Below are 21420 nucleotides of genomic sequence, written 5' to 3'. Positions count from 1 at the left end.
CGAACGGTCCTTGGTCAGGAAGTCGAGGGCGGCTAGTTGTTGATAAGTTCTGCGGCAACCGCCGCCAGATCGTCAAAAATCAAGGTGCCTACCGGCAGGTTTTTCGCCTGGGTCTTTTCGCCTTTCCCGGTCTTAACCAAAACTGGCTGAGAGTCGACGGCTTTGGCCGCCTCCAGGTCACCGAGGCTGTCCCCGACGAACCATAGCCCAGCCAAGGGCACCTTGTAATGTTCTGCAATGGTTTTCAACATGCCAGGCTTGGGTTTGCGGCAATCGCAGCCCTCATCCGGCCCATGGGGGCAGTACACCACCAGTCCCACCTCACCGCCCTGCTCGGCCACCAACGTGCGCAAGCGCGCGTGCATGGCGTCCAGGGTGGCGATGTCGTAGTAACCGCGGGCGATGCCGGACTGGTTGGTGGCGATGGCCACCGTCCAGCCGGCTTTGCTCAACTGCGCGATGGCCTCGATCGAGCCGGGCAGTGGAATCCATTCCGCCACCGACTTGATGTAAGCGTCGGAGTCGTAATTGATCACCCCGTCCCGATCGAGAATCAGCAGTTTCAACATGATCAGCCCAGTACGGAAATGTCGGCGATATTGATGAACAGGCCACGCAGACGCGCCAGCATGGCGTAGCGGTTTTTGCGTACACCCGCGTCTTCGGCATTGATCATCACCGCTTCGAAGAACGCATCCACCGGCTCACGCAAGGTGGCCAGGCGCGCCAGGGCTTCGGCGTAGTTGCGTTCGGCGATCAGTGGCTTCACCGCGTTTTCTGCCTTGGCAATGGCCGAGTTCAGCGAGAACTCCTTGGCATCGGCAAACAGGCCAGGGTCGACATCGGCGTTGCCCAGGCCTTCGGCCTTGCTCAGCAGGTTCGACACGCGCTTGTTCACGGCGGCCAGGGCATCGGCCTCAGGCAGTTTGCGGAAGGCCTGCACGGCTTGTACGCGTTGGTCGAAGTCCAGCGCCGAACCTGGCTGCAGGGCACGTACCGACAGGTACACCGAGACATCCACGCCTTCGTCTTCGTAACGCGCACGCAGGCGGTCGAACACGAACTCCAGCACTTGCTCGGCCAGGCCGGCCTGCTTGACCTTGCCGCCGAACTGGCCGACCGCGAACACCACGGCCTGGGTCAGGTCGAGGTCCAGCTTCTTGTCGATCAGGATACGCAGCACGCCCAGGGCCGCACGGCGCAGGGCATACGGGTCTTTGCTGCCGGTAGGCAACATGCCGATACCGAAGATACCCACGAGGGTGTCCAGCTTGTCGGCGATCGCCACGGCTGCACCGGTCAGGGTGGTCGGCAGTTCAGCGCCGGCACCGCGCGGCATGTACTGCTCGTTCAACGCCAGGGCGACATCGTCCGGCTCGCCGTCGTTGAGGGCGTAGTAGTAGCCGGCAACACCTTGCATCTCCGGGAACTCGCCGACCATCTCGGTGGCCAGGTCGCACTTGGACAGCAAGCCTGCACGCGCAGCCCAGGCAGCATCCCCACCAATGCGTGGCGCGATGTAGGCGGCCAGCTTGGAAACGCGCACGGCTTTGTCGTAGACGCTGCCGAGTTTTTCCTGGAACACCACGTTTTGCAGGCGCAGGTTGAAGTCTTCGAGCTTCTGCTTCTTGTCTTGCTTGAAGAAGAACTCGGCGTCGGTCAGGCGCGGGCGCACGACTTTCTCGTTACCGGCGATGATCTGCTGTGGGTCCTTGCTCTCGATGTTGGCCACGGTGATAAAGCGCGGCAGCAACTTGCCATCCACGTCCAGCAGGCAGAAGTACTTCTGGTTGTCCTGCATGGTAGTGATCAACGCTTCTTGCGGCACGTCGAGGAAACGCTCTTCGAACGAGCACACCAGCGGCACTGGCCATTCAACCAGCGCGGTCACTTCGTCGAGCAGGCTTGGCGGCACGATGGCGGTGCCTTCCTGCAGGCGGGCCAGCTCTTCGGTGCGCTTGCTGATCAGCTCGCGACGCTCGTTGGCATCGGCCAGCACGTAGGCTGCACGCAAGTCGTCGAGGTAGTTGGCCGGCGAGGTGATGCGCACGCTCTGCGGATGGTGGAAGCGGTGGCCACGGGAATCACGGCCGGCCTTCTGGGCAAGGAGCGTGCAGTCGATGACCTGGTCACCGAGCAGCATCACCAGCCATTGGGTCGGACGCACGAACTCTTCCTTGCGCGCGCCCCAGCGCATGCGCTTGGGGATCGGCAGGTCGTTCAGGGAATCTTCCACGATGGTCGGCAACAGGCTGGCCGTTGGCTTGCCCTTGATGACCTGGCTGAAACGCAGTTTCGGGCCGCTCTGATCGATTTCGCTCAGTTCGACGCCACACTTCTTGGCAAAACCCAGGGCCGCTTGGGTTGGGTTGCCGTCAGCATCGAAAGCGGCCTGGCGCGGCGGGCCGTCCAGGTTGATGTTACGGTCTGGCTGCTGGGTTTCCAGCGCGGTCAGCAATACGGCCAGGCGACGTGGCGCGGCGTAGACTTTTTTCGCTTCAAACTTCAGGCCAGCGCTGTGCAGGCCTTTTTCGATACCGGCCAGGAACGCGTCGGCCAGGGTATTGAGTGCCTTGGGTGGCAACTCTTCGGTGCCCAGTTCAACCAGGAAATCTTGAGCACTCATTGTGCAGCCTCCAGCTTAGCCAACACTTCATCACGCAAATCCGGGGTAGCCATCGGGAAGCCCAGCTTGGCGCGAGCCAGCAGGTAGGCTTGGGCGACGGAACGCGCCAGGGTGCGCACACGCAGGATGTATTGCTGGCGCGCGGTTACCGAGATGGCACGGCGAGCATCCAGCAGGTTGAAGGTATGGGACGCCTTCAACACCATTTCATAGCTCGGCAACGGCAGCGGCTGGTCGAGTTCGATCAGGCGCTTGGCTTCGCTTTCATAGAAGTCGAACAGTTCGAACAGCTTGTCGACGTTGGCGTGTTCGAAGTTGTAGGTGGATTGCTCCACTTCGTTCTGGTGGAACACGTCGCCGTAGGTGACTTTGCCGAACGGGCCGTCTGCCCAGACCAGGTCGTAGACCGAATCCACGCCTTGCAGGTACATGGCCAGGCGCTCGAGACCGTAGGTGATCTCGCCGGTCACCGGGTAGCACTCGATGCCGCCCGCTTGCTGGAAGTAGGTGAACTGGGTCACTTCCATGCCGTTGAGCCAGACTTCCCAGCCCAGGCCCCAGGCGCCGAGAGTTGGCGATTCCCAGTTGTCTTCGACGAAACGGATGTCGTGGACCAGCGGGTCCAGGCCGACATGTTTCAACGAGCCCAGGTACAGTTCCTGGAAGTTGTCCGGGTTCGGCTTCAGGACTACCTGGAACTGGTAGTAGTGCTGCAGACGGTTCGGGTTTTCGCCGTAGCGGCCGTCAGTCGGGCGACGACTGGGCTGCACATAAGCGGCGTTCCAGGTTTCCGGGCCGATGGCCCGCAGGAAGGTAGCGGTGTGGAAAGTGCCGGCGCCTACTTCCATATCGTAGGGCTGAAGTACCACACAACCTTGCTCGGCCCAGTATTGCTGGAGGGCGAGGATCAAGTCTTGGAAGGTACGCACGGCTGGCGTAGGCTGGCTCACGAAATTCACCTGTTACTTGGGCTGCGATTTAAAGAGCGGGAGTATACCCGATTCGGCCCTGCCACCACTCCCTGGAGCCTTATGCCACGCTGCTTTTGGTGTTCTGAAGATCCGCTGTACATGGCTTATCACGATCAAGAGTGGGGAACGCCGCTGCGCGATGCGCAGGGTTTGTTCGAGTTGCTTTTGCTCGAAGGGTTCCAGGCGGGGCTGTCCTGGATCACCGTTTTACGCAAACGCGAGCATTATCGAAAGGTCTTGTTCGGCTTTGATGCCCAGCGCCTGGCACAGCTGACCGATGCAGAAATCGAAGCGCTGATGCTCGACCCGGGCATCGTGCGCAATCGCCTCAAGCTCAACGCCACCCGACGCAATGCCGCTGCCTGGCTGGCGCTGGAGCACCCCGTGGAGTTTCTGTGGTCGTTTGTGGGCGGCGTGCCCAAGGTCAATCATTTCAAGGACCGCAGCCAGGTCCCGGCCGTTACGCCGGAGGCTGAGGCCATGAGCCGCGCCCTGAAAAAAGCCGGGTTCACCTTCGTCGGCCCGACCATCTGTTACGCGTTCATGCAGGCCTCGGGCATGGTCATGGACCACACTCAGGATTGCGACCGTTACGCGGACTTGGCCAACGCCGGTTAGAATGGCCGCTTTGCGCACCACACACGATCAGGAGTGACCTGTGGAAAAGTTTAAAGGCGCCTTGCTGGTAGGCGCTCTTCGGTTGTTTGCCCTATTGCCCTGGCGCGCGGTTCAAGCGGTCGGCACGTCGATTGGCTGGATCATGTGGAAGACCCCCAACCGCTCTCGCGACACGGTGCGGATCAACCTCTCCAAATGCTTCCCCGAGATGGACCCGGTCGAGCGCGAACGCCTGGTCGGTCGCAGCTTGATGGACATCGGCAAGTCGCTGACCGAAAGCGCCTGCGCCTGGATCTGGCCGGCCCAGCGCTCCATTGACCTGGTGCGCGAAGTCGAAGGCCTGGAAGTGCTGCATGAAGCCCTGGCCTCGGGCAAGGGCGTGGTCGGTATCACCAGCCACCTGGGCAACTGGGAGGTGTTGAACCACTTCTATTGCAGCCAGTGCAAACCGATCATCTTTTACCGTCCGCCCAAGCTCAAGGCCGTGGACGAATTGCTGCGCAAACAGCGCGTGCAATTGGGTAACCGCGTGGCGGCCTCCACCAAGGAAGGCATTCTGAGTGTGATCAAGGAAGTGCGCAAAGGCGGCCAGGTGGGCATCCCTGCCGACCCGGAGCCGGCGGAGTCGGCCGGCATCTTCGTACCGTTTTTCGCCACCCAGGCCCTGACCAGCAAGTTCGTGCCGAACATGCTCGCGGGCCACAAGGCCGTCGGCGTATTCCTGCATGCCCTGCGGCTGCCGGACGGCTCGGGTTACAAGGTGATCCTGGAAGCGGCGCCGGAAGACATGTACAGCACCGACACTGCCACCTCCTGCGCGGCGATGAGCAAGGTGGTGGAGCGTTATGTCGGCGCCTACCCGAGCCAGTACATGTGGAGCATGAAGCGCTTCAAGAAACGCCCGCCGGGCGAGGCGCGGTGGTATTGATGTACCTCGATCTGTAGACCCATGCAGATCTAGTGTGGGAGCTGGCTTGCCTGCGATGGCATCACCTCGGTGTAACTGAAGGACCGAGTTGCCTGCATCGCAGGCAAGCCAGCTCCCACAAGAGTCTCTTTCAGGCCTGGCGATCAAGTTTCTTCAGGAACACCGTCATCTCTTTCTCGGCCTGTTTATCGCCATGCGCCAGGGCCGCTTCGATCCCCTTCTCCCACGCCAGCCGCGCTGCGGCACTGTCACCGTTGGCCTGATGGGCCTTGCCCAACAGCTTCCACGCCGCCGAATACTTCGGGTCAAACTCGACGCACTTATGCAGATGCTCCGCCGCCTTGGCGTTGTCCTTCAAGTCCAGATACCCCTTGCCCAAGCCAAAGCGTAGCAATGAGTTATCCACACCCTTGGCGAGCATTTTTTCCAGGGATTCGAGCATGGCTGTGCATCCTTTAGCTAGGTCGGGTTTTCAATAACGCCCTCGCGGGCAAACCCGCTTCCATAACAGGAACAGGATCTCCTGTGGGAGCGGGCTTGCCCGCGATGAGGGCGGCAGGATCAGCTGAATATGCTGATCAGAAAAAGCTCAGCCCCACGTGGAACAACTTCTCCACATCACGGATATGTTTCTTGTCCACCAGGAACAGGATCACATGGTCACCCGTGGCGATCACCGTGTCGTCGTGGGCAATGATCACTTCTTCGTCGCGAATGATCGCACCAATGGTGGTACCCGGCGGCAGGCCGATATCGCGGATGGCCTTGCCGATCACCTTGCTCGATTTCGCATCGCCGTGGGCAATCGCCTCGATGGCTTCCGCCGCGCCACGGCGCAGGGAGTGCACGCTGACGATATCGCCACGGCGCACGTGGGCAAGCAAGGTGCCGATGGTCGCCAGCTGCGGGCTGATGGCGATGTCGATATCGCCGCCCTGGATCAGGTCGACATAGGCCGGGTTGTTGATGATGGTCATCACCTTCTTGGCGCCCAATCGCTTGGCCAGCAAGGACGACATGATGTTGGCCTCGTCATCGTTGGTCAGCGCCAGGAAGATATCGGCGTCGGCGATGTTCTCCTCCATCAGCAGGTCACGGTCCGAGGCGCTGCCTTGGAGGACGACGGTGCTGTCGAGGGTGTCGGACAAATGCCGGCAGCGTGCCGGATTCATCTCGATGATCTTGACCTGATAGCGGCTCTCGATGGCTTCGGCCAGGCGCTCGCCAATCTGCCCGCCACCGGCGATGACGATGCGTTTGTAGGTCTCGTCCAGCCGGCGCATTTCGCTCATGACCGCACGAATATTCGCTTTGGCAGCGATGAAAAATACTTCGTCGTCGGCCTCGATCACGGTGTCGCCCTGGGGCAGGATCGGTCGGTCGCGTCGGAAGATCGCCGCCACGCGGGTTTCCACATTCGGCATGTGTTCGCGCAGCTGGCGTAATTGCTGGCCCACCAACGGGCCGCCGTAGTAGGCCTTCACCGCCACCAGTTGGGCCTTGCCCTCGGCGAAGTCGATCACCTGCAAGGCCCCGGGAATTTCGATCAGGCGCTTGATGTAGTGGGTCACCACCTGTTCCGGGCTGATCAGCACGTCCACTGGAATCGCGTCGTTGTCGAAAAGCCCGGCACGGGTCAGGTAAGCCGCCTCACGCACGCGGGCGATTTTGGTCGGCGTGTGGAACAGGGTGTGGGCGACCTGGCAGGCGACCATATTGGTCTCGTCGCTGTTGGTCACCGCAACCAGCATGTCGGCGTCGTCGGCACCGGCCTGGCGCAGCACCGTCGGAAATGACGCGCGGCCCTGCACGGTGCGGATGTCCAGGCGGTCGCCAAGGTTGCGCAGGCGTTCGGCATCGGTGTCGACCACAGTGATGTCGTTCGCTTCACTGGCCAAATGCTCGGCCAGCGTGCCACCGACCTGCCCTGCCCCAAGGATGATGATTTTCATCCGGTCACTCCCTTAAACCCATTCAGCCGCGTGCGGCGGCAATCTTGATCAGTTTGGCGTAATAGAAGCCGTCGTGTCCGCCTTCCTGTGCAAGCAATTGGCGACCATGGGGCTGCTTGATGCCGGCGGCCGTGGCGAGATCGAGCTCACGCGCACCGCTGGTACGGGCGAGGAAGGCTTGGATCACCTCGGTGTTTTCGGTGGGCAAGGTCGAGCAGGTGGCGTAGAGCAGGATGCCGCCGACTTCAAGGGTCGGCCACAGTGCGTCGAGCAACTCGCCTTGCAGCACGGCCAGGGCGGCGATGTCGTCGGGTTGGCGGGTCAGCTTGATGTCCGGGTGGCGACGGATCACACCGGTGGCGGAACAGGGGGCGTCGAGCAGGATGCGCTGGAACGGCTTGCCGTCCCACCAGGTGGCGGTGTCGCGGCCGTCGGCGGCGATCAGCTCGGCACTCAGGCCCAGGCGTGCGAGGTTTTCCCGCACGCGCACCAGGCGCTTGGCTTCCAGGTCGACGGCGACCACACCGGCGAGGTCTTTTTCGACTTCCAGAATGTTACAGGTCTTGCCGCCAGGCGCGCAGCAGGCGTCCAGCACGCGCTGGCCGGGGGCCAGGTCGAGCAGATCGGCGGCCAGTTGCGCGGCTTCGTCCTGCACGCTGATCCAGCCTTCGGCAAAGCCCGGCAGGCTGCGCACATCGGTGGCGGCGTCGAGCACAATGCCGTCGATGCTGTACACGCAGGCGGTAGCGCCAATGCCGGCGTCCGCCAGCAGTTGCAGGTAGCTGTCCCGGTGGTGATGGCGACGGTTGACCCGCAGGATCATCGGCGGGTGTGCATTGTTGGCCGCGCAAATGGCTTCCCATTGCTCGGGCCAGAAGGCTTTCAGGGACTTTTGCAGCCAGCGCGGGTGGGCGGTGCGCACCACCGGGTCATGCTCCAGCTCGGCCAGCAGTGCTTCGCTTTCACGCTGGGCGCGGCGCAGTACGGCATTGAGCAGCGCCTTGGCCCAGGGCTTTTTCAGTTTATCGGCGCAACCGACGGTTTCGCCGATGGCCGCGTGGGCCGGCACGCGGGTGTAGAGCAACTGGTAGAGGCCCACCAGCAGCAACGCTTCGACATCGGCATCCGCCGCCTTGAACGGCTTTTGCAGCAGCTTGGCCGCCAGCGCCGACAAGCGCGGCTGCCAGCGGGCAGTGCCGAAGGCCAGGTCCTGGGTGAAGCCACGGTCGCGGTCGTCGACCTTATCCAGCTGCGTGGGCAACGAACTGTTCAGCGAAGCCTTGCCGTTGAGGACGGCGGCGAGAGCCTTGGCGGCGGCCAGACGCGGATTCATTGCGCGACCACCCCGAGAAGCGTGCCCAGGGCAAATTTCTCACGACGGCTGTTGAACAAATCGCTGAAATTAAGCGCCTTGCCCCCGGGCAATTGCAGACGGGTCAGGCACAGCGCCTGCTCACCACAGGCGACCAGCAGTCCGTCCTTGCTGGCGCCGATGATTTCACCAGGAGCGCCTTTACCGTCGGCCAGGGTGGCGGCCAATACCTTCAGGGCTTCGCCATTGAGGCTGCTGTGGCAGATCGGCCACGGGTTGAACGCGCGCACCAGGCGCTCCAGCTCCACGGCCGGGCGGTTCCAGTCGATGCGCGCCTCGTCCTTGTTCAGCTTGTGGGCGTAGGTGGCCAGGCTGTCGTCCTGCACTTCGCCTTCCAGGGTACCGGCGGCGAGCCCGGCGATGGCCTGGATCACGGCAGGTGGGCCCAGTTCGGCCAGGCGGTCGTGCAGGCTGCCGCCGGTGTCTTCGGCGGTGATCGGGGTGGTGACTTTGAGCAGCATCGGGCCGGTGTCCAGGCCAGCCTCCATGCGCATCACGGTGACGCCGCTTTCACGGTCACCGGCTTCCACGGCGCGTTGGATCGGCGCTGCACCGCGCCAGCGCGGCAGCAGCGACGCATGGCTGTTGATGCAACCCAGGCGTGGGATATCCAGCACCGCTTGCGGCAGGATCAGGCCATAAGCGACCACGACCAGCAAATCCGGCTGCAGCGCGGCCAGTTCGGCCTGGGCCTCGGCATTGCGCAGGGTCGGCGGTTGCAGCACAGGAATGTTGTGCTCGAGCGCCAGTTGCTTGACCGGGCTCGGCATCAGTTTTTGCCCGCGACCGGCCGGGCGATCCGGCTGGGTGTACACCGCGACGATGTCATAAGGGCTGGCAAGCAGCGCCTTGAGGTGTTCGGCGGCGAATTCGGGGGTGCCGGCAAAAACAATGCGCAATGGCTCGGTCATGGGAGGTCTCGGTTAAAAGCAGTCACAAAAGAAAAAGGCTTGCCGCAGCAAGCCTTTGGAAGAAGGGCATCAAGCTTGCTGGCGATGCTTTTTTTCCAGCTTCTTCTTGATCCGGTCACGTTTGAGCGTGGACAGGTAATCGACAAACAGCTTGCCGTTGAGGTGGTCGCATTCGTGCTGGATGCAGACTGCCAGCAGGCCTTCGGCGATCAGCTCGAACGGCTTGCCGTCGCGGTCCAGGGCCTTGATCTTCACGCGCAGCGGGCGTTCGACGTTCTCGTAGAACTCCGGCACCGACAGGCAGCCTTCCTGGTATTCGCCCATCTCGTCGGTCAGCGGTTCGAACTCGGGATTGATGTACACCCTCGGTTCGCTGCGGTCTTCCGACAGGTCCATGACCACGACGCGCTGATGCACGTTGACCTGGGTCGCGGCGAGGCCGATGCCCGGGGCTTCATACATTGTTTCAAACATGTCATCGACCAACTGACGAACCTTGTCGTCCACTACGGCCACCGGTTTGGCGATCGTGCGCAGGCGCGAGTCGGGGAATTCGAGGATGTTCAAAATAGCCATAAGCGTAATTGCTGCACATGTGAGGTAGAGGCAAATCGGCGTTGGGATGGACCCAGACAGCCGGTGTGAAAGGCTCGCAAGCCGCGAAGGCTATGGCATTTCACGCGAACGCACATAATAAAGGAGATTCACCCCATGAGGAAATCGCTACTCGTCTTGCTGCTGTGGGCCCCGCTTGCCATGGCCCTGCTTCCTGCACCCGTCCAGCGCCTGGATCCGCCGGCCTATCAGGCTATCCAGCGCTTTTTGTTGCACAACCGCATTCTTGATTCGCCCACCGACCTGGACACCGCGCCCTACATTGTCGCCGCCGGCAACGGCCGGGTATTGGGCGCCCATGACGAGCACGTGCATGCCCGGGGCGTCCTGGACCCTGCCCAGCCGGGTTATGCAATCGTGCGACGCGGCAAGGCTTACACCGATCCGCACACCCAGGAGCTGCTGGGTATCAACGCGGATGACATCGGCACCGCACAATTTGTAACCGCAGGTGATCTCACCACCCTCGCCGTGCATCGGGTCACCCAGGAGGTCCGGCCTGGCGATCGCTTGCTGCGCGTCCAACCTGCCATCGATCCGGCCAACTTTGGCGCATCCCGGTCGGCGCCGTTCATTGCGGGACAGATCATCGATATTCCCAGGGGCGTGACCCAGATCGGCGTGCTGGATGCCGTCACCCTGAACAAAGGCCGCCGTGACGGTGTGGTCGAAGGCCAACTGCTGACATTGATCAAGGCCGGCGCGACCGTGCGCGACACCCTGACTGGCGCACCGGTCACGCTACCGGACGAACGCGCCGGCACGCTGTTGGTGTTTCGCACCTATGAAAAGCTCAGCTATGGCCTGGTGCTCAGCGCTTCCCGACCCCTGGCCGTAATGGATCGTTTCGAGAGTGCTGATCAAACGCAATAAATAGCCTGCTAAATAAGTTACCAACAGAGTTATCCACAGCTTGTTCCGGTCAAGGATGATCAGATGTATCCGATAAACAGCAGTGAAATATCCCCTTCAGAACTGGAAGCCCGACTACGCTTGCACAGGCTGCCGGAAGTGGGCCCGAAGCGTTTTCGCTTATTGATCGAGGCATTCGGCTCGGCCTCAAAGGCTATCAGCGCGCCGGCCAGTGCCTGGCGTTCCCTGGGTTTGCCAGCCATCAGCGCCGAGGCTCGGCGCAGTCACGAGATCCGCGACGGTGCCAGCCGGGCATTGGGCTGGCTTGAGCACCCGGCCCAGCATTTGCTGATGTGGGACCAGCCGGACTACCCCGCCTTGCTTGCCCAGATCGACGATGCGCCGCCGCTTTTATTCGTCGCAGGCGACCCCGGGATCCTGGAAAAACCGCAGTTGGCGATGGTCGGCAGTCGCCGTGCATCACGCCCAGGCATGGACACCGCCGCTGCCTTTTCCCGCAGCCTGGCAAGCGCCGGTTTTGTCATCACCAGTGGCCTGGCGTTGGGCATCGACGGTGCGGCTCATCAAGCGGCATTGGACGTCGGCGGCCAGACCATCGGCGTGCTCGGCACGGGGCTGGAAAATTTTTATCCACAGCGCCACAAACGCCTGGCAGAAGCGATGATTGCCCATGGCAGCGCAGTGGTTTCCGAGTTTGCGCTGGACGCCGCGCCCCATGCGGCCAACTTTCCACGGCGCAACCGAATCATCAGCGGCCTGTCCCTGGGCGTACTGGTGGTGGAAGCCAGCATCGCCAGTGGCTCGTTGATTACGGCGAAACTGGCGGCTGAACAGGGGCGTGAGGTGTATGCGATTCCGGGCTCTATCCATCATCCCGGCGCCAAGGGCTGCCACCAGTTGATCCGCGACGGCGCGGTACTGGTGGAAACCATCGAGCACATTCTGGAAGGGTTGCGCGGCTGGCAGGCGTTGTCTCGCCCGGTGCCGATACCGGTGGTGCATCCGCTTGTGGCGCTGCTGCACGCGGCGCCTCACAGCAGTGAGGGGTTGGCGATTGCCAGCGGGCGCCCGTTGTCCCAGGTGTTGGCGACCCTGACGGAACTGGAGCTGGAAGGCCAGGTGATCTGCGAAAGCGGGCGCTGGCTTGCGCGCTGCTAGGTTTTGTAACGAAGATCGGTAAACTGCGCAGAGCTTTAGTCCGGAGAGTGAGCAATGGTCAACAGGTGGCGTGTGCTGGAAACCGCACGAGAAATTCGCGCAGGCGCGGTGATCGCCTACCCAACCGAGGCGGTGTGGGGCTTGGGCTGCGATCCGTGGAATGAAGAGGCAGTCGACCGTCTGCTCGCGATCAAAAACCGCTCGGTAGACAAGGGCCTGATCCTGGTGGCGGACAACATTCGCCAGTTCGATTTTCTCTTCGAAGACTTCCCGCAGGACTGGATCGACCGCATGGCCAGCACTTGGCCGGGGCCGAACACCTGGCTGGTGCCCCACCAGGATCTGTTGCCGGAATGGGTGACCGGGATGCACGACACCGTCGCGTTGCGCGTCACCGACCACCCACTGGTGCGGGACCTGTGTTCGCTGGTCGGGCCGTTGATTTCGACGTCGGCCAATCCTCAAGGCCGTCCTGCCGCGCGCACGCGAATTCGCGTGGAGCAGTACTTCCGCGGCCAGGTGGACCTGGTATTGGGCGGCGCCCTGGGTGGGCGCAAGAACCCGAGCCTGATTCGAAACCTGGCAACCGGTGAGGTGGTGCGGCCGTCCTGAGGGCGCATCGTGCCCATCGCCGGCAGGCCCGCTTTAGCCGGCTTGCTGGCGATGGCACCCTCAAGCCTTACGGCAGCAGAATCGTCGACCCGGTGGTGCGACGCCCCGACAGCTCCGTCTGCGCCTTGGCCGCATCCGCCAGCGCAAACCGCTGATTGATATCAATGCGCACCTTGCCGCTCTTGATCATCGAAAACAGGTCGTCAGCCATGGCCTGCAAGTCTTTCGGGTTGCTGGCGTAGGTCGCCAGGGTCGGGCGGGTCACGTACAGCGAGCCCTTGGCTGCCAGAATCCCCAGGTTCACCCCGTCCACCGCGCCTGACGCGTTACCGAAGCTCACCACCAGGCCGCGTGGTGCCACGCTGTCCAAAGAGGTCAGCCAAGTGTCCTTGCCGACGCCGTCGTACACCACCGGGACCTTTTTGCCGTCGGTCAATTCCAGAACGCGCTGTGCGACGTTTTCCTTGCTGTAGTCGATGGTTTCCCAGGCACCGAGGGATTTGGCCAGCGCGGCTTTTTCCGGCGAGCTGACCGTACCGATCAGCTTGACGCCCAGCGCCTTGGCCCATTGGCAGGCCAGGGAGCCCACGCCACCGGCAGCGGCGTGGAACAGGATGGTCTCGCCACCCTTGAGCTCATAGGTCTGGCGCAGCAGGTATTGCACGGTCAGGCCCTTGAGCATGGCGCCGGCGGCTTGTTCGAAGCTGATGTCGTCCGGCAGGTGCACCAGATTGGCGGCGGGCAGCACGTGCAATTCGCTGTAGGCGCCCAGCGGGCCGCTGCCATAGGCCACGCGGTCGCCGACCTTGAACTGGCTGACCTCACTGCCGACCGCATCGACCACGCCGGCGCCTTCCGCGCCGAGCCCCGATGGCAAGGCCGGCGGCGCGTAGAGCCCACTGCGAAAATAGGTATCGATGAAGTTCAGGCCGATGGCCTCGTTACGCACGCGAACCTGCTGCGGGCCCGGCTCTGCCGGCGTGTAGTCCACATACTCAAGCACTTCGGGGCCGCCATGGGCGCTGAACTGGATACGTTTGGCCATCTGCACTTCTCCTGAGGTCTATTTCGCGTAGCCCACTATCCCACTCCTAAGCTTGATCTTCGTCAACTGCGGCGACACAGGGTGCAGTGGTATCCTGTGCGCCCATTTGCCGCCGACGCCCAATGGCCTCGCGTAGCTTTGCCCGATTCAAGGTGATGCCATGACTACCCGCACCGAGGCTGTAAAGGCCTACCTGCTTGACCTGCAAGACCGCATTTGCAGCGCCCTGGAAACCTTCGAGACGGACACTCGCTTCATCGAAGACGCCTGGACCCGGCCTGCCGGCGGCGGCGGGCGCACCCGTGTGATCGAAAACGGGTCGGTGATCGAAAAAGGCGGCGTTAACTTTTCCCACGTGTTCGGTAGCGGCCTCCCACCGTCCGCCAGCGCGCATCGCCCCGAGCTGGCCGGTCGCGGGTTTGAAGCCCTGGGCGTGTCGCTGGTGATCCACCCGCACAACCCGCATGTGCCCACTTCCCACGCCAACGTGCGTTTTTTCATCGCTGAAAAAGACGGCGAAGAGCCGGTGTGGTGGTTCGGTGGCGGCTTCGACCTCACGCCCTACTACGGCAACGAAGAAGACTGCATCCACTGGCACCGTGTGGCCGAGCAGGCCTGTGCGCCGTTCGGTGCAGAGGTCTACTCGCGCTATAAGGCCTGGTGCGACAGCTACTTCCACATCAAGCATCGCAACGAGCCCCGGGGTATCGGCGGGCTGTTCTTCGATGACCTGAACGAGTGGGACTTCGATACCTGCTTCGCCTTCATCCGCGCGATCGGCGACGCCTACATCGACGCTTACCTGCCCATCGTGCAGCGCCGCAAAGCCATGGCTTACACCGAGCAGCAGCGCGAATTCCAGGAGTTTCGCCGCGGCCGCTACGTTGAGTTCAACCTGGTCTACGACCGCGGCACCCTGTTCGGACTGCAGTCGGGCGGGCGTACCGAGTCGATCCTGATGTCGCTGCCGCCGCAAGTGCGCTGGAGCTACGACTGGAAAGCCGCAGCCGGCAGCGAAGAAGCACGCCTCACTGACTACTTCCTGCAAGACCGCGACTGGCTTGGCGTGGCTGCGCCCAAGGCGGCCGTCTGATGGATCGTTACGTGGTATTCGGCAACCCTATCGGCCACAGCAAGTCGCCGCTGATTCACCGGATGTTCGCCGAGCAGACCGGCGAGCACCTGGACTACAGCACCCTGCTGGCGCCGCTGGAGGATTTCACCGGCTGCGCCCGTGAGTTCTTTCAGCAGGGCCGTGGTGCCAACGTCACCGTGCCGTTCAAGGAAGACGCCTACCGCCTCGCCAATACCTTGACCGAACGCGCCCAACGCGCCGGTGCTGTGAACACCCTGAGCAAACTGGCCGACGGCACCGTGCTCGGCGATAACACCGACGGCGCCGGCCTGGTGCGCGACCTGACGGTCAACGCCGGGTTAAGCCTGCAGGGCAAACGCATTCTGTTGCTGGGTGCCGGTGGTGCGGTGCGCGGCGCGCTGGAGCCGTTGCTGGCCGAGCGGCCCGCTTCATTGATCATCGCCAACCGCACGGTGGAAAAAGCCGAATTGCTCGCCGAGTTGTTCGACGATCTGGGCCCGGTGTCTGCCAGTGGTTTCGATTGGCTGCGTGAGCCGGTGGACGTGATCATCAACGCCACGTCCGCCAGCCTGTCAGGCGATGTACCGCCGATTGCCGGCAGCCTGATCGAACCGGGCAAGACGTTCTGCTACGACATGATGTACGCCAAGGAACCGACCGCGTTCTGTCGCTGGGCTACCGAGCAAGGTGCCGCCGTGGCGATGGATGGCCTGGGCATGCTGGTGGAACAGGCCGCGGAAGCGTTCTTCCTGTGGCGCGGTGTGCGCCCGGAGTCGGCCCCGGTTTTAGCTGAACTGCGGCGGCAGCTGGCCTGACGCAAATCCAAATGTGGGAGCTGGCTTGCCTGCGATAGCGGTGGGTCAGCCACACACCTGGCACTGAGACACCGCAACCGCAGGCAAGCCAGCTCCCACAGGTTTAACCGCGTTCAGTCTTCGAAATGGATGGGGCATTTATCCGCCCCTTCCAGCTTTTTCAACTCTTCCACTACTTGTGGCCTGGCCCGGCGCAACGTCAGGCTACGCCCCAACCCCCGCAACCGCCGCGCTTCCTGATGCAGCATCTCGACGCCGGAATAGTCGATAAAGTTAATCTGCTGCGCCTCGATCACCACCCGCTCGCCCGAAAGGCTTTGCAGGCGCACTTGCAGGTAATGGCTGGCGCCGAAAAAGATCGAGCCGCCCACGCGCAACACATCTTCATCTCCGTCGCGCCACTGCTGGACCCTCGGTTGCGACGTGCGCTTGAGGTAGAAAAACAGCGAGGCCAGCACCCCCGCGTAGATCGCAGTTTGCAGCTCCAGCAACAACGTGGCGACGCACGTCAGGCTCATCACCACAAACTCGGCGCGGCTGACCCGGAACAATGCGCGAATGCCGCGTTGGTCAACCAGGCCCCAGCAAATCAGCAAGATGCTGGCGGCCATGCTCGGGATCGGAATATGCGCGATCAGCGCCGCACCAAACAGTGCGAAGAGCGCCACCCAGAGGGCAGAAAACACCCCGGCCAAGGGTGAGCAGGCACCGGCCTCGTAGCTGAGGCCGGAGCGGGTGAAGGAACCGGCTGACAGATAGCCGGAGAAAAATCCGCCAACAATATTGGATAAACCCTGCGCGCGAACTTCCTGGTTCGCATCGAGCAATTGCTGAGAACGCGCCGACAGCGAGCGGGCAATCGACAGGCTGGTCACCAGCCCCAGCATGCCCACCGCAACGGCGCTGGGCAGCAGGCGCAGGATCATGTCCAGATCCATCGGCAACGGGCTGAACGGTGGCAGCTTGCCGATAAACGAACTGACCAGCGCCACATGCCCGAACATCGCCGGCCATACCCAGGCGGCCAGGCTGCCAAGGGCCAGCGCGATCAGCAGTGTCGGCCAGCGCGGCACCAGCACTTTGAGCAACGCCCCCACCAGCAACGTGCCTAAACCGAGGCCCAAGGAAGCGTGGTCCCACTCGCCGCCATGGTCGATCAACGCCAGAAGGCTGTTGATCGCTGTGGCCTGGCTGGGCAAATCCAGCCCGAGCAGATTAGGCAATTGCCCCAGGGCGATCACCACGGCGGCGCCGAGGGTGAAACCCAGCACCACCGAATGCGAGACGAAATTCACCAGCGCGCCGAAACGCAGCATGCCCAGCAGCCACTGGAACACCCCGGCGAGGAAGGTCAGCAGCAGGATCAAGGTGATGTAGTCCTGTGATCCGGGCACGGCCAACGGGCTGACGCTGGCGTAGAGCACGATGGAAATGGCCGCCGTGGGGCCGCAGATCAGGTGCCAGGACGAGCCCCAGAGGCAGGCGATCAGCACCGGGATGATGGCGGCGTACAGGCCGTATTCGGGTGGGAGACCGGCAATCAGCGCGTAGGCAATCGACTGCGGCAAGGCGAGCACGGCACCGCTGAGGCCGACCATCGCGTCGCGGCCGACACTGGCGCGGGTCTGGCGCGGGAGCCAGGCGAGGAAGGGGAAGAGTGATTGGCGGGTGGGCCGGGGCATCGGGCTGCTCGAAATACTGTAGGAGCTGGCGGGCCAGCGAAGGTGGGTAACGATAACGCGGGTTGTCTGAAAAAACGCGGCGTTTTCGAGTGCTTCGCCGGCAAGCCGGCTCCTACAGGGGGTGGTGTTGCCTTCAGAGTTTGGCTTTCACGGCGGCCAGCGCATCCTGGCCATCCACGGTTTTCACGCCGTCCAGCCACTTGTCCAATACCGCCGGGTTCGCCTTGATCCACGCCTTCGCCGCATCGGCATTGCTGACCTTGTTGTTGGCCACCTGCGCCATGATCGCGTTCTCCATGTCCTGGGTGAAAATCAGGTTGGTCAGCAGTTTTCCGACATTCGGGCAGGCTTGTGCATAACCCTTGCGGGTCAAGGTGTACACGCTGCCGGTGTCACCGAAGTACTTTTCGCCACCCTTGAGGTAATGCATTTTCAACTGCACGTTCATCGGGTGCGGCGTCCAGCCGAGGAAGGTCACGAACTTCTGTTTCTTCACTGCCCGCGACACCTCGGCAAGCATCGCCTGTTCGCTGGATTCCACCAGCTTCCACTGGCCAAGGTCGAAGTCATTTTTCTTGATGATCTCCTGCAGCGAGATATTCGCCGGCGCGCCGGAGCCGATGCCGTAGATCTTCTTGTCGAACTTGTCGGCAAATTTGTTCAGGTCGGCGAAGTCATGTACCCCGGCGTCCCACACATAGTCCGGCACGGCGAGGGTGAACTCGGTGCCGTCGAGGTTTTTCGCCAGTTGCACCACATCGCCATTGGCCACGAACTTATCGTAGAAGCCCTGTTGCGCCGGCATCCAGTTGCCGAGGAACACATCCACCTGGCCATCCTTGAGCCCGCCAAAGGTGATCGGCACCGCCAGGGTGTCGACCTTGGCCTTGTAGCCCATGCCGCTCAACAGGAAACCGGTGATGGCATTGGTCGCGGCAATGTCGCTCCAGCCTGGATCGGCCATCTTCACCGTCTCACAACCGGTGTCGGCGTACACGTTGGCGCAGCTCAACGCCAGCATGCCCAGCACCACAGTCAATTTTTGCATGGCCTTCCCTCTGTATTTATTGGTTTTGGCAGGGTTGTGGATAACGTGCCTTGCGCTCCAGGTCGTCGAGGTCGATATGGTTGCGCATGTATTGCTGACTGGCGTCGACCAGTGGCTGGTGATCCCAGCTCTTCAGCTTGCCTTGGGTCAGCGCCTCAAACACCAGGCGACGACGGCGTTGGCTGGCGAGCACCTGCTGGTGGATCGCCGGGATGTCCCATTTGGCCCGCGCTTCACGCAAAAACGCCTCGAACCGTGGCCGGTGTTCCGGTGCCTGGCTGAGGTCCTCCCGCTCGTGCGGGTCGTTATGTACATCAAACAACAGGCAAGGATCGTCCTCACTGTAGATGAACTTGTAGGCGCCACGGCGGATCATCATCAGCGGGCTGATGGTGCCTTCGGCCATGTATTCGCCGAACACTTCGTCGTGCCCGCCCTGCCCCAGCAAGTGCGGGAGCAGCGAGCGGCCATCCAGCGGCAGGCGTGGGTCCAGCTCGCCGCCGGCCAGCTCCACCAGGGTCGGCAACAGGTCGGCAGTGGAAACGGCGTGGGTCACGCGGCCCGCGGCAAACTGCCCCGGCGCACTGACCAGCAGCGGCACGCGCGCAGCCATTTCAAACCAGTGCATTTTGTACCAGAGGCCACGCTCGCCAAGCATGTCGCCATGGTCGCCGGAGAAGATGATGATCGTGTCATCGGCCAGGCCGGTGTCTTCCAGGGTTTGCAGGAGCTTGCCGACATTGCTGTCGATATAGCTGCACGCGCCGAAGTAGGCGCGGCGGGCATCGCGGATCTTGGCCAGCGGCAGCGGCTTGTCCCACAGGTCGTAGACCTTGAGCAGGCGTTGCGAATGCGGGTCGAGGTCGCCTTGCGCGGGTGTTGCAGGCAAAGAGATGTCGGCATCGTCGTACAAGTCCCAGAACGGCTTGGGAATGGTGTACGGGTCGTGCGGGTGGGTCATCGACACGGTCAGGCAGAACGGCTGGTCGCCGTCTTCGCGGATATGGTCGAACAGGTATTGCTGGGCCTTGAACACCACCTCTTCGTCGAAATCCAGTTGATTGGTGCGCACACAAGGGCCGGCTTGCAGCACCGAGGACATGTTGTGGTACCAGCTGGGGCGTACGTCCGGCTCATCCCAATTGACTGCCCAACCGTAGTCGGCCGGGTAGATATCGCTGGTCAGGCGTTCTTCATAGCCATGCAACTGATCGGGGCCACAGAAATGCATCTTGCCCGACAGCGCCGTGCGATAACCGAGACGACGCAGGTAGTGGGCATAGGTCGGGACATCGGCGGGAAAATCTGCTGCGTTGTCGTAGGCGCCGATCTTGCTCGGCAACTGGCCGCTGACCAGGGTAAATCGCGACGGCGCGCACAGCGGGCTATTGCAATAAGCGGCGTCGAACACCACACCCTGCGCGGCGAGGCGGCTCAGGTGGGGCAACTTGATCGGGGAAGGTCCGTAGAACGGAAGCAGCGGCGCGGCCATTTGATCGGCCATGATGAAAAGAATGTTCTTGCGCTTCATGGGTCTTCGGCATTCCATAGGCGGTGTTTATGCGAATGAGCATGCAGCCCATGGAAAATGGGGTAAAGCCCATGAAAAGCAATGTCTAGGATAAGCACAGCTTATGTATGAAGCCCTCGGTGACCTGTCCCTCGACCTGTTGCGCGCCTTCGAAGCCGCCGCGCGCCACCGCAGCTTTACCTCGGCAGCGATGGAGCTGGGCACCACCCAGCCCGCGATCAGCCAGCAGATCAAGCGCCTGGAAGAACAGCTGGCGATCCGCCTGTTCGATCGCATCTACCGTGGCATCGAGCTGACCGACGCCGGTGCGCTGCTGTTCGAGCATGTGCAAGGCGGCCTGCAAAGCATTAATCACGGCCTCAGCGCGATTACCCAGCAGGACCAGCATGAAGTGCTGCAAGTGGCCACCGACTTCGCCTTCGCCGCCTATTGGCTGATGCCGCGCCTGCATCGCTTCCACCAGGCCAACCCTCAGGTCGACGTGAGCCTGGTGACCAGCGAGCGCAACCACGCGACCCTGCGCAGCGATATCGACGTCGCAGTGCTCTTCGGTGATGGCCGGTTCAAACAGGGCGACAGCCTGTGGCTGTTCAACGAGGAAGTATTCCCGGTCTGCAGCCCGCAGTGGCTCAAGGACCAGGCCGTGCCGCTGACCGTTCAGAATTTGCAGGATTTCCCCTTGCTGCACCTGCGCCAGGAAAACAACAGCCAATGGTTCGACTGGAGTGGTGTGTTCCGCGAGCTGGGCATCAGCACCGCGCCCACCCCGGGGCAACTGCGCTTCGACAACTACACCCTGCTGATCCAGGCGGCGATTGCCGGCCAGGGCGTGGCCATCGGCTGGCGCCACCTGGTGGATAACCTGCTGGAACAGAACTGGCTGTGCCGGCCAATCGGCGACACCGTGATCTCGCGCTTCGGCTATTACGTGGTGCAACCCCAGCGCAAGCGGCGGGGGCAACTGGTCGAGCGTTTTGTCGACTGGCTGGTGGCGGAGCAGGCCAACAGCGCGCAGTCGCTGACCGGGCTGGCCCTGCCATCGATTGCGGTCTAGGATTTGGCGCACAGTGGATCCGGAGTCCGACATGCAACGTATCAAGGGCTACCACGCCCACATCTACTTTGACGCCAGCACCATCGACCAGGCGCGGGCCTTGTGCGAGGACGGTGCCAGGCTGTTTCCGCTGCGCATGGGCCGCGTGCATGAACGGCCCGTCGGCCCGCACCCGGACTGGAGTTGCCAACTGGCGTTCGACGCCGAATACATCGGCGTGGTGTTGCCGTGGCTGGCGCTCAACCGCAATGGCCTGGTGGTGTTCCTGCACCCCGATACCGGCGATGACCTGAAAGATCACACCGACTACGCGATCTGGATGGGGGCGATGCGCGAATTGGACCTGTCTATTTTCTGACCTGCGCCCTGATGCAGGAGCCGGCCTGTCGGCGATGGCGCCTCAAGAGCGCTATTGCCGCCAGGCCGGTTCCCTTGCACGCGTACTCCCTATATATGGGATGTGTATTTATATATTGAGACTTGCGTACGCCTGGGTTTATATTCGCTGCATCC

General features: G+C 62.4%; 21 protein-coding genes. 9 read left to right on the top strand and 12 right to left on the bottom strand.

All coding sequences use genetic code 11. The annotated features are described in order from the left end of the window. Positions 1–32: 32 nt before the first annotated feature. From gmhB to glyQ, 3 genes are read right to left on the bottom strand one after another with little or no spacing between them, the layout of a single operon-like run. Positions 33–572, bottom strand: coding sequence for a D-glycero-beta-D-manno-heptose 1,7-bisphosphate 7-phosphatase (gene gmhB / locus C9990_RS31400; protein ID WP_174245652.1), 540 nt, complete (start codon positions 570–572; stop codon positions 33–35). Beyond that, positions 572–2626: a glycine--tRNA ligase subunit beta gene (gene glyS, locus C9990_RS31395; protein WP_065902707.1), complete on the bottom strand. Its 2055-nt coding sequence runs from the start codon at positions 2624–2626 to the stop codon at positions 572–574. Before glyS ends, gmhB begins: the two co-directional genes overlap by 1 nt. Next, a complete protein-coding gene (gene glyQ, locus C9990_RS31390) occupies positions 2623–3576 on the bottom strand; it encodes a glycine--tRNA ligase subunit alpha (RefSeq protein ID WP_003187265.1) in 954 nt (317 codons plus the stop codon). The genes glyS and glyQ overlap by 4 nt, the downstream gene beginning before the upstream one ends. An 81-nt stretch (positions 3577–3657) precedes the next feature. Between glyQ and C9990_RS31385 the strand changes: the two genes are divergently transcribed. Both C9990_RS31385 and C9990_RS31380 read left to right on the top strand, forming a co-directional pair. Then, on the top strand, positions 3658–4215 hold the full coding sequence (locus C9990_RS31385) for a DNA-3-methyladenine glycosylase I (RefSeq protein ID WP_106805567.1): 558 nt from the start codon (positions 3658–3660) through the stop codon (positions 4213–4215). A gap of 40 nt (positions 4216–4255) precedes the next feature. Further along, on the top strand, positions 4256–5143 hold the full coding sequence (locus C9990_RS31380) for a lysophospholipid acyltransferase (RefSeq protein WP_106805566.1): 888 nt from the start codon (positions 4256–4258) through the stop codon (positions 5141–5143). Positions 5144–5273: 130 nt separating this feature from the next. Here the strand turns inward: C9990_RS31380 and C9990_RS31375 are convergent, their stop codons facing one another. The 5 genes from C9990_RS31375 to def form a co-directional block, all read right to left on the bottom strand. Beyond that, positions 5274–5585: a M48 family metallopeptidase gene (locus tag C9990_RS31375; RefSeq protein ID WP_106805565.1), complete on the bottom strand. Its 312-nt coding sequence runs from the start codon at positions 5583–5585 to the stop codon at positions 5274–5276. A 136-nt stretch (positions 5586–5721) separates the two neighbouring features. Then, the gene (trkA, locus tag C9990_RS31370; RefSeq protein WP_065902713.1) at positions 5722–7095 is read right to left on the bottom strand and encodes a Trk system potassium transporter TrkA; all 1374 of its coding nucleotides are present in this window, start codon (positions 7093–7095) and stop codon (positions 5722–5724) included. Between the two features lie 22 nt (positions 7096–7117). Continuing rightward, positions 7118–8428, bottom strand: coding sequence for a 16S rRNA (cytosine(967)-C(5))-methyltransferase RsmB (rsmB, locus tag C9990_RS31365; RefSeq protein ID WP_106805564.1), 1311 nt, complete (start codon positions 8426–8428; stop codon positions 7118–7120). Further along, complete coding sequence (gene fmt, locus C9990_RS31360) at positions 8425–9378, bottom strand: methionyl-tRNA formyltransferase (RefSeq protein ID WP_065902717.1); 954 nt, start codon at positions 9376–9378, stop codon at positions 8425–8427. Before fmt ends, rsmB begins: the two co-directional genes overlap by 4 nt. Before the next feature lie 69 nt (positions 9379–9447). Beyond that, a complete protein-coding gene (def, locus tag C9990_RS31355) occupies positions 9448–9954 on the bottom strand; it encodes a peptide deformylase (protein WP_053127413.1) in 507 nt (168 codons plus the stop codon). A gap of 135 nt (positions 9955–10089) precedes the next feature. On the opposite strand from def, the gene C9990_RS31350 reads away from it, so the two are divergent. From C9990_RS31350 to C9990_RS31340, 3 genes are all read left to right on the top strand, one after another. Then, the gene (locus C9990_RS31350; protein ID WP_106805563.1) at positions 10090–10866 is read left to right on the top strand and encodes a peptidoglycan-binding protein; all 777 of its coding nucleotides are present in this window, start codon (positions 10090–10092) and stop codon (positions 10864–10866) included. A 63-nt stretch (positions 10867–10929) separates the two neighbouring features. Next, positions 10930–12024: a DNA-processing protein DprA gene (gene dprA / locus C9990_RS31345; RefSeq protein WP_106805562.1), complete on the top strand. Its 1095-nt coding sequence runs from the start codon at positions 10930–10932 to the stop codon at positions 12022–12024. Positions 12025–12078: 54 nt separating this feature from the next. Continuing rightward, entirely contained in the window at positions 12079–12636 is a 558-nt protein-coding gene (locus tag C9990_RS31340) for an L-threonylcarbamoyladenylate synthase (protein ID WP_065902720.1), read from the top strand. 67 nt (positions 12637–12703) lie between these two features. Here the strand turns inward: C9990_RS31340 and C9990_RS31335 are convergent, their stop codons facing one another. Next, positions 12704–13681, bottom strand: coding sequence for an NADPH:quinone reductase (locus tag C9990_RS31335; protein ID WP_065902722.1), 978 nt, complete (start codon positions 13679–13681; stop codon positions 12704–12706). A 160-nt stretch (positions 13682–13841) separates the two neighbouring features. Between C9990_RS31335 and hemF the strand changes: the two genes are divergently transcribed. Further along, the gene (gene hemF / locus C9990_RS31330; protein ID WP_065902724.1) at positions 13842–14774 is read left to right on the top strand and encodes an oxygen-dependent coproporphyrinogen oxidase; all 933 of its coding nucleotides are present in this window, start codon (positions 13842–13844) and stop codon (positions 14772–14774) included. After that, complete coding sequence (aroE, locus tag C9990_RS31325) at positions 14774–15592, top strand: shikimate dehydrogenase (RefSeq protein WP_106805561.1); 819 nt, start codon at positions 14774–14776, stop codon at positions 15590–15592. Before hemF ends, aroE begins: the two co-directional genes overlap by 1 nt. 113 nt (positions 15593–15705) lie before the next feature. Here the strand turns inward: aroE and C9990_RS31320 are convergent, their stop codons facing one another. From C9990_RS31320 to betC, 3 genes are all read right to left on the bottom strand, one after another. After that, positions 15706–17274 carry a SulP family inorganic anion transporter gene (locus C9990_RS31320; protein ID WP_065902726.1) on the bottom strand — a complete coding sequence of 523 codons (1569 nt, stop codon included), beginning with the start codon at positions 17272–17274 and terminating at the stop codon, positions 15706–15708. A gap of 133 nt (positions 17275–17407) precedes the next feature. Next, positions 17408–18322, bottom strand: coding sequence for a choline ABC transporter substrate-binding protein (gene choX / locus C9990_RS31315; RefSeq protein ID WP_106805560.1), 915 nt, complete (start codon positions 18320–18322; stop codon positions 17408–17410). A 16-nt stretch (positions 18323–18338) separates the two neighbouring features. Beyond that, the gene (betC, locus tag C9990_RS31310; RefSeq protein WP_106805559.1) at positions 18339–19853 is read right to left on the bottom strand and encodes a choline-sulfatase; all 1515 of its coding nucleotides are present in this window, start codon (positions 19851–19853) and stop codon (positions 18339–18341) included. Between the two features lie 103 nt (positions 19854–19956). Here betC and C9990_RS31305 point away from each other — a divergent pair, with 103 nt between their 5' ends. Then, entirely contained in the window at positions 19957–20907 is a 951-nt protein-coding gene (locus C9990_RS31305; protein WP_106805558.1) for a LysR family transcriptional regulator, read from the top strand. A gap of 31 nt (positions 20908–20938) precedes the next feature. Continuing rightward, a complete protein-coding gene (locus C9990_RS31300) occupies positions 20939–21265 on the top strand; it encodes a DOPA 4,5-dioxygenase family protein (protein WP_065902730.1) in 327 nt (108 codons plus the stop codon). The last annotated feature ends 155 nt before the right edge of the window (positions 21266–21420 follow it).

The organism is Pseudomonas sp. S5D5, from assembly GCF_003013355.1.
Taxonomy (GTDB): Bacteria; Pseudomonadota; Gammaproteobacteria; order Pseudomonadales; family Pseudomonadaceae; genus Aquipseudomonas; species Aquipseudomonas aylmerensis.
This window is presented reverse-complemented; position numbering and strand designations above follow the sequence as displayed.

What these genes read in the sequence shown, in the direction of transcription:
- glyS (WP_065902707.1), bottom strand. Translation starts at nt 2,626, where the DNA reads ATGAGTGCTCAAGATTTCCTGGTTGAACTGGGCACCGAAGAGTTGCCA.
- C9990_RS31385 (WP_106805567.1), top strand. Translation starts at nt 3,658, where the DNA reads ATGCCACGCTGCTTTTGGTGTTCTGAAGATCCGCTGTACATGGCTTAT.
- C9990_RS31375 (WP_106805565.1), bottom strand. Translation starts at nt 5,585, where the DNA reads ATGCTCGAATCCCTGGAAAAAATGCTCGCCAAGGGTGTGGATAACTCA.
- trkA (WP_065902713.1), bottom strand. Translation starts at nt 7,095, where the DNA reads ATGAAAATCATCATCCTTGGGGCAGGGCAGGTCGGTGGCACGCTGGCC.
- rsmB (WP_106805564.1), bottom strand. Translation starts at nt 8,428, where the DNA reads ATGAATCCGCGTCTGGCCGCCGCCAAGGCTCTCGCCGCCGTCCTCAAC.
- fmt (WP_065902717.1), bottom strand. Translation starts at nt 9,378, where the DNA reads ATGACCGAGCCATTGCGCATTGTTTTTGCCGGCACCCCCGAATTCGCC.
- def (WP_053127413.1), bottom strand. Translation starts at nt 9,954, where the DNA reads ATGGCTATTTTGAACATCCTCGAATTCCCCGACTCGCGCCTGCGCACG.
- C9990_RS31350 (WP_106805563.1), top strand. Translation starts at nt 10,090, where the DNA reads ATGAGGAAATCGCTACTCGTCTTGCTGCTGTGGGCCCCGCTTGCCATG.
- dprA (WP_106805562.1), top strand. Translation starts at nt 10,930, where the DNA reads ATGTATCCGATAAACAGCAGTGAAATATCCCCTTCAGAACTGGAAGCC.
- C9990_RS31340 (WP_065902720.1), top strand. Translation starts at nt 12,079, where the DNA reads ATGGTCAACAGGTGGCGTGTGCTGGAAACCGCACGAGAAATTCGCGCA.
- C9990_RS31335 (WP_065902722.1), bottom strand. Translation starts at nt 13,681, where the DNA reads ATGGCCAAACGTATCCAGTTCAGCGCCCATGGCGGCCCCGAAGTGCTT.
- hemF (WP_065902724.1), top strand. Translation starts at nt 13,842, where the DNA reads ATGACTACCCGCACCGAGGCTGTAAAGGCCTACCTGCTTGACCTGCAA.
- aroE (WP_106805561.1), top strand. Translation starts at nt 14,774, where the DNA reads ATGGATCGTTACGTGGTATTCGGCAACCCTATCGGCCACAGCAAGTCG.
- C9990_RS31320 (WP_065902726.1), bottom strand. Translation starts at nt 17,274, where the DNA reads ATGCCCCGGCCCACCCGCCAATCACTCTTCCCCTTCCTCGCCTGGCTC.
- choX (WP_106805560.1), bottom strand. Translation starts at nt 18,322, where the DNA reads ATGCAAAAATTGACTGTGGTGCTGGGCATGCTGGCGTTGAGCTGCGCC.
- betC (WP_106805559.1), bottom strand. Translation starts at nt 19,853, where the DNA reads ATGAAGCGCAAGAACATTCTTTTCATCATGGCCGATCAAATGGCCGCG.
- C9990_RS31305 (WP_106805558.1), top strand. Translation starts at nt 19,957, where the DNA reads ATGTATGAAGCCCTCGGTGACCTGTCCCTCGACCTGTTGCGCGCCTTC.
- C9990_RS31300 (WP_065902730.1), top strand. Translation starts at nt 20,939, where the DNA reads ATGCAACGTATCAAGGGCTACCACGCCCACATCTACTTTGACGCCAGC.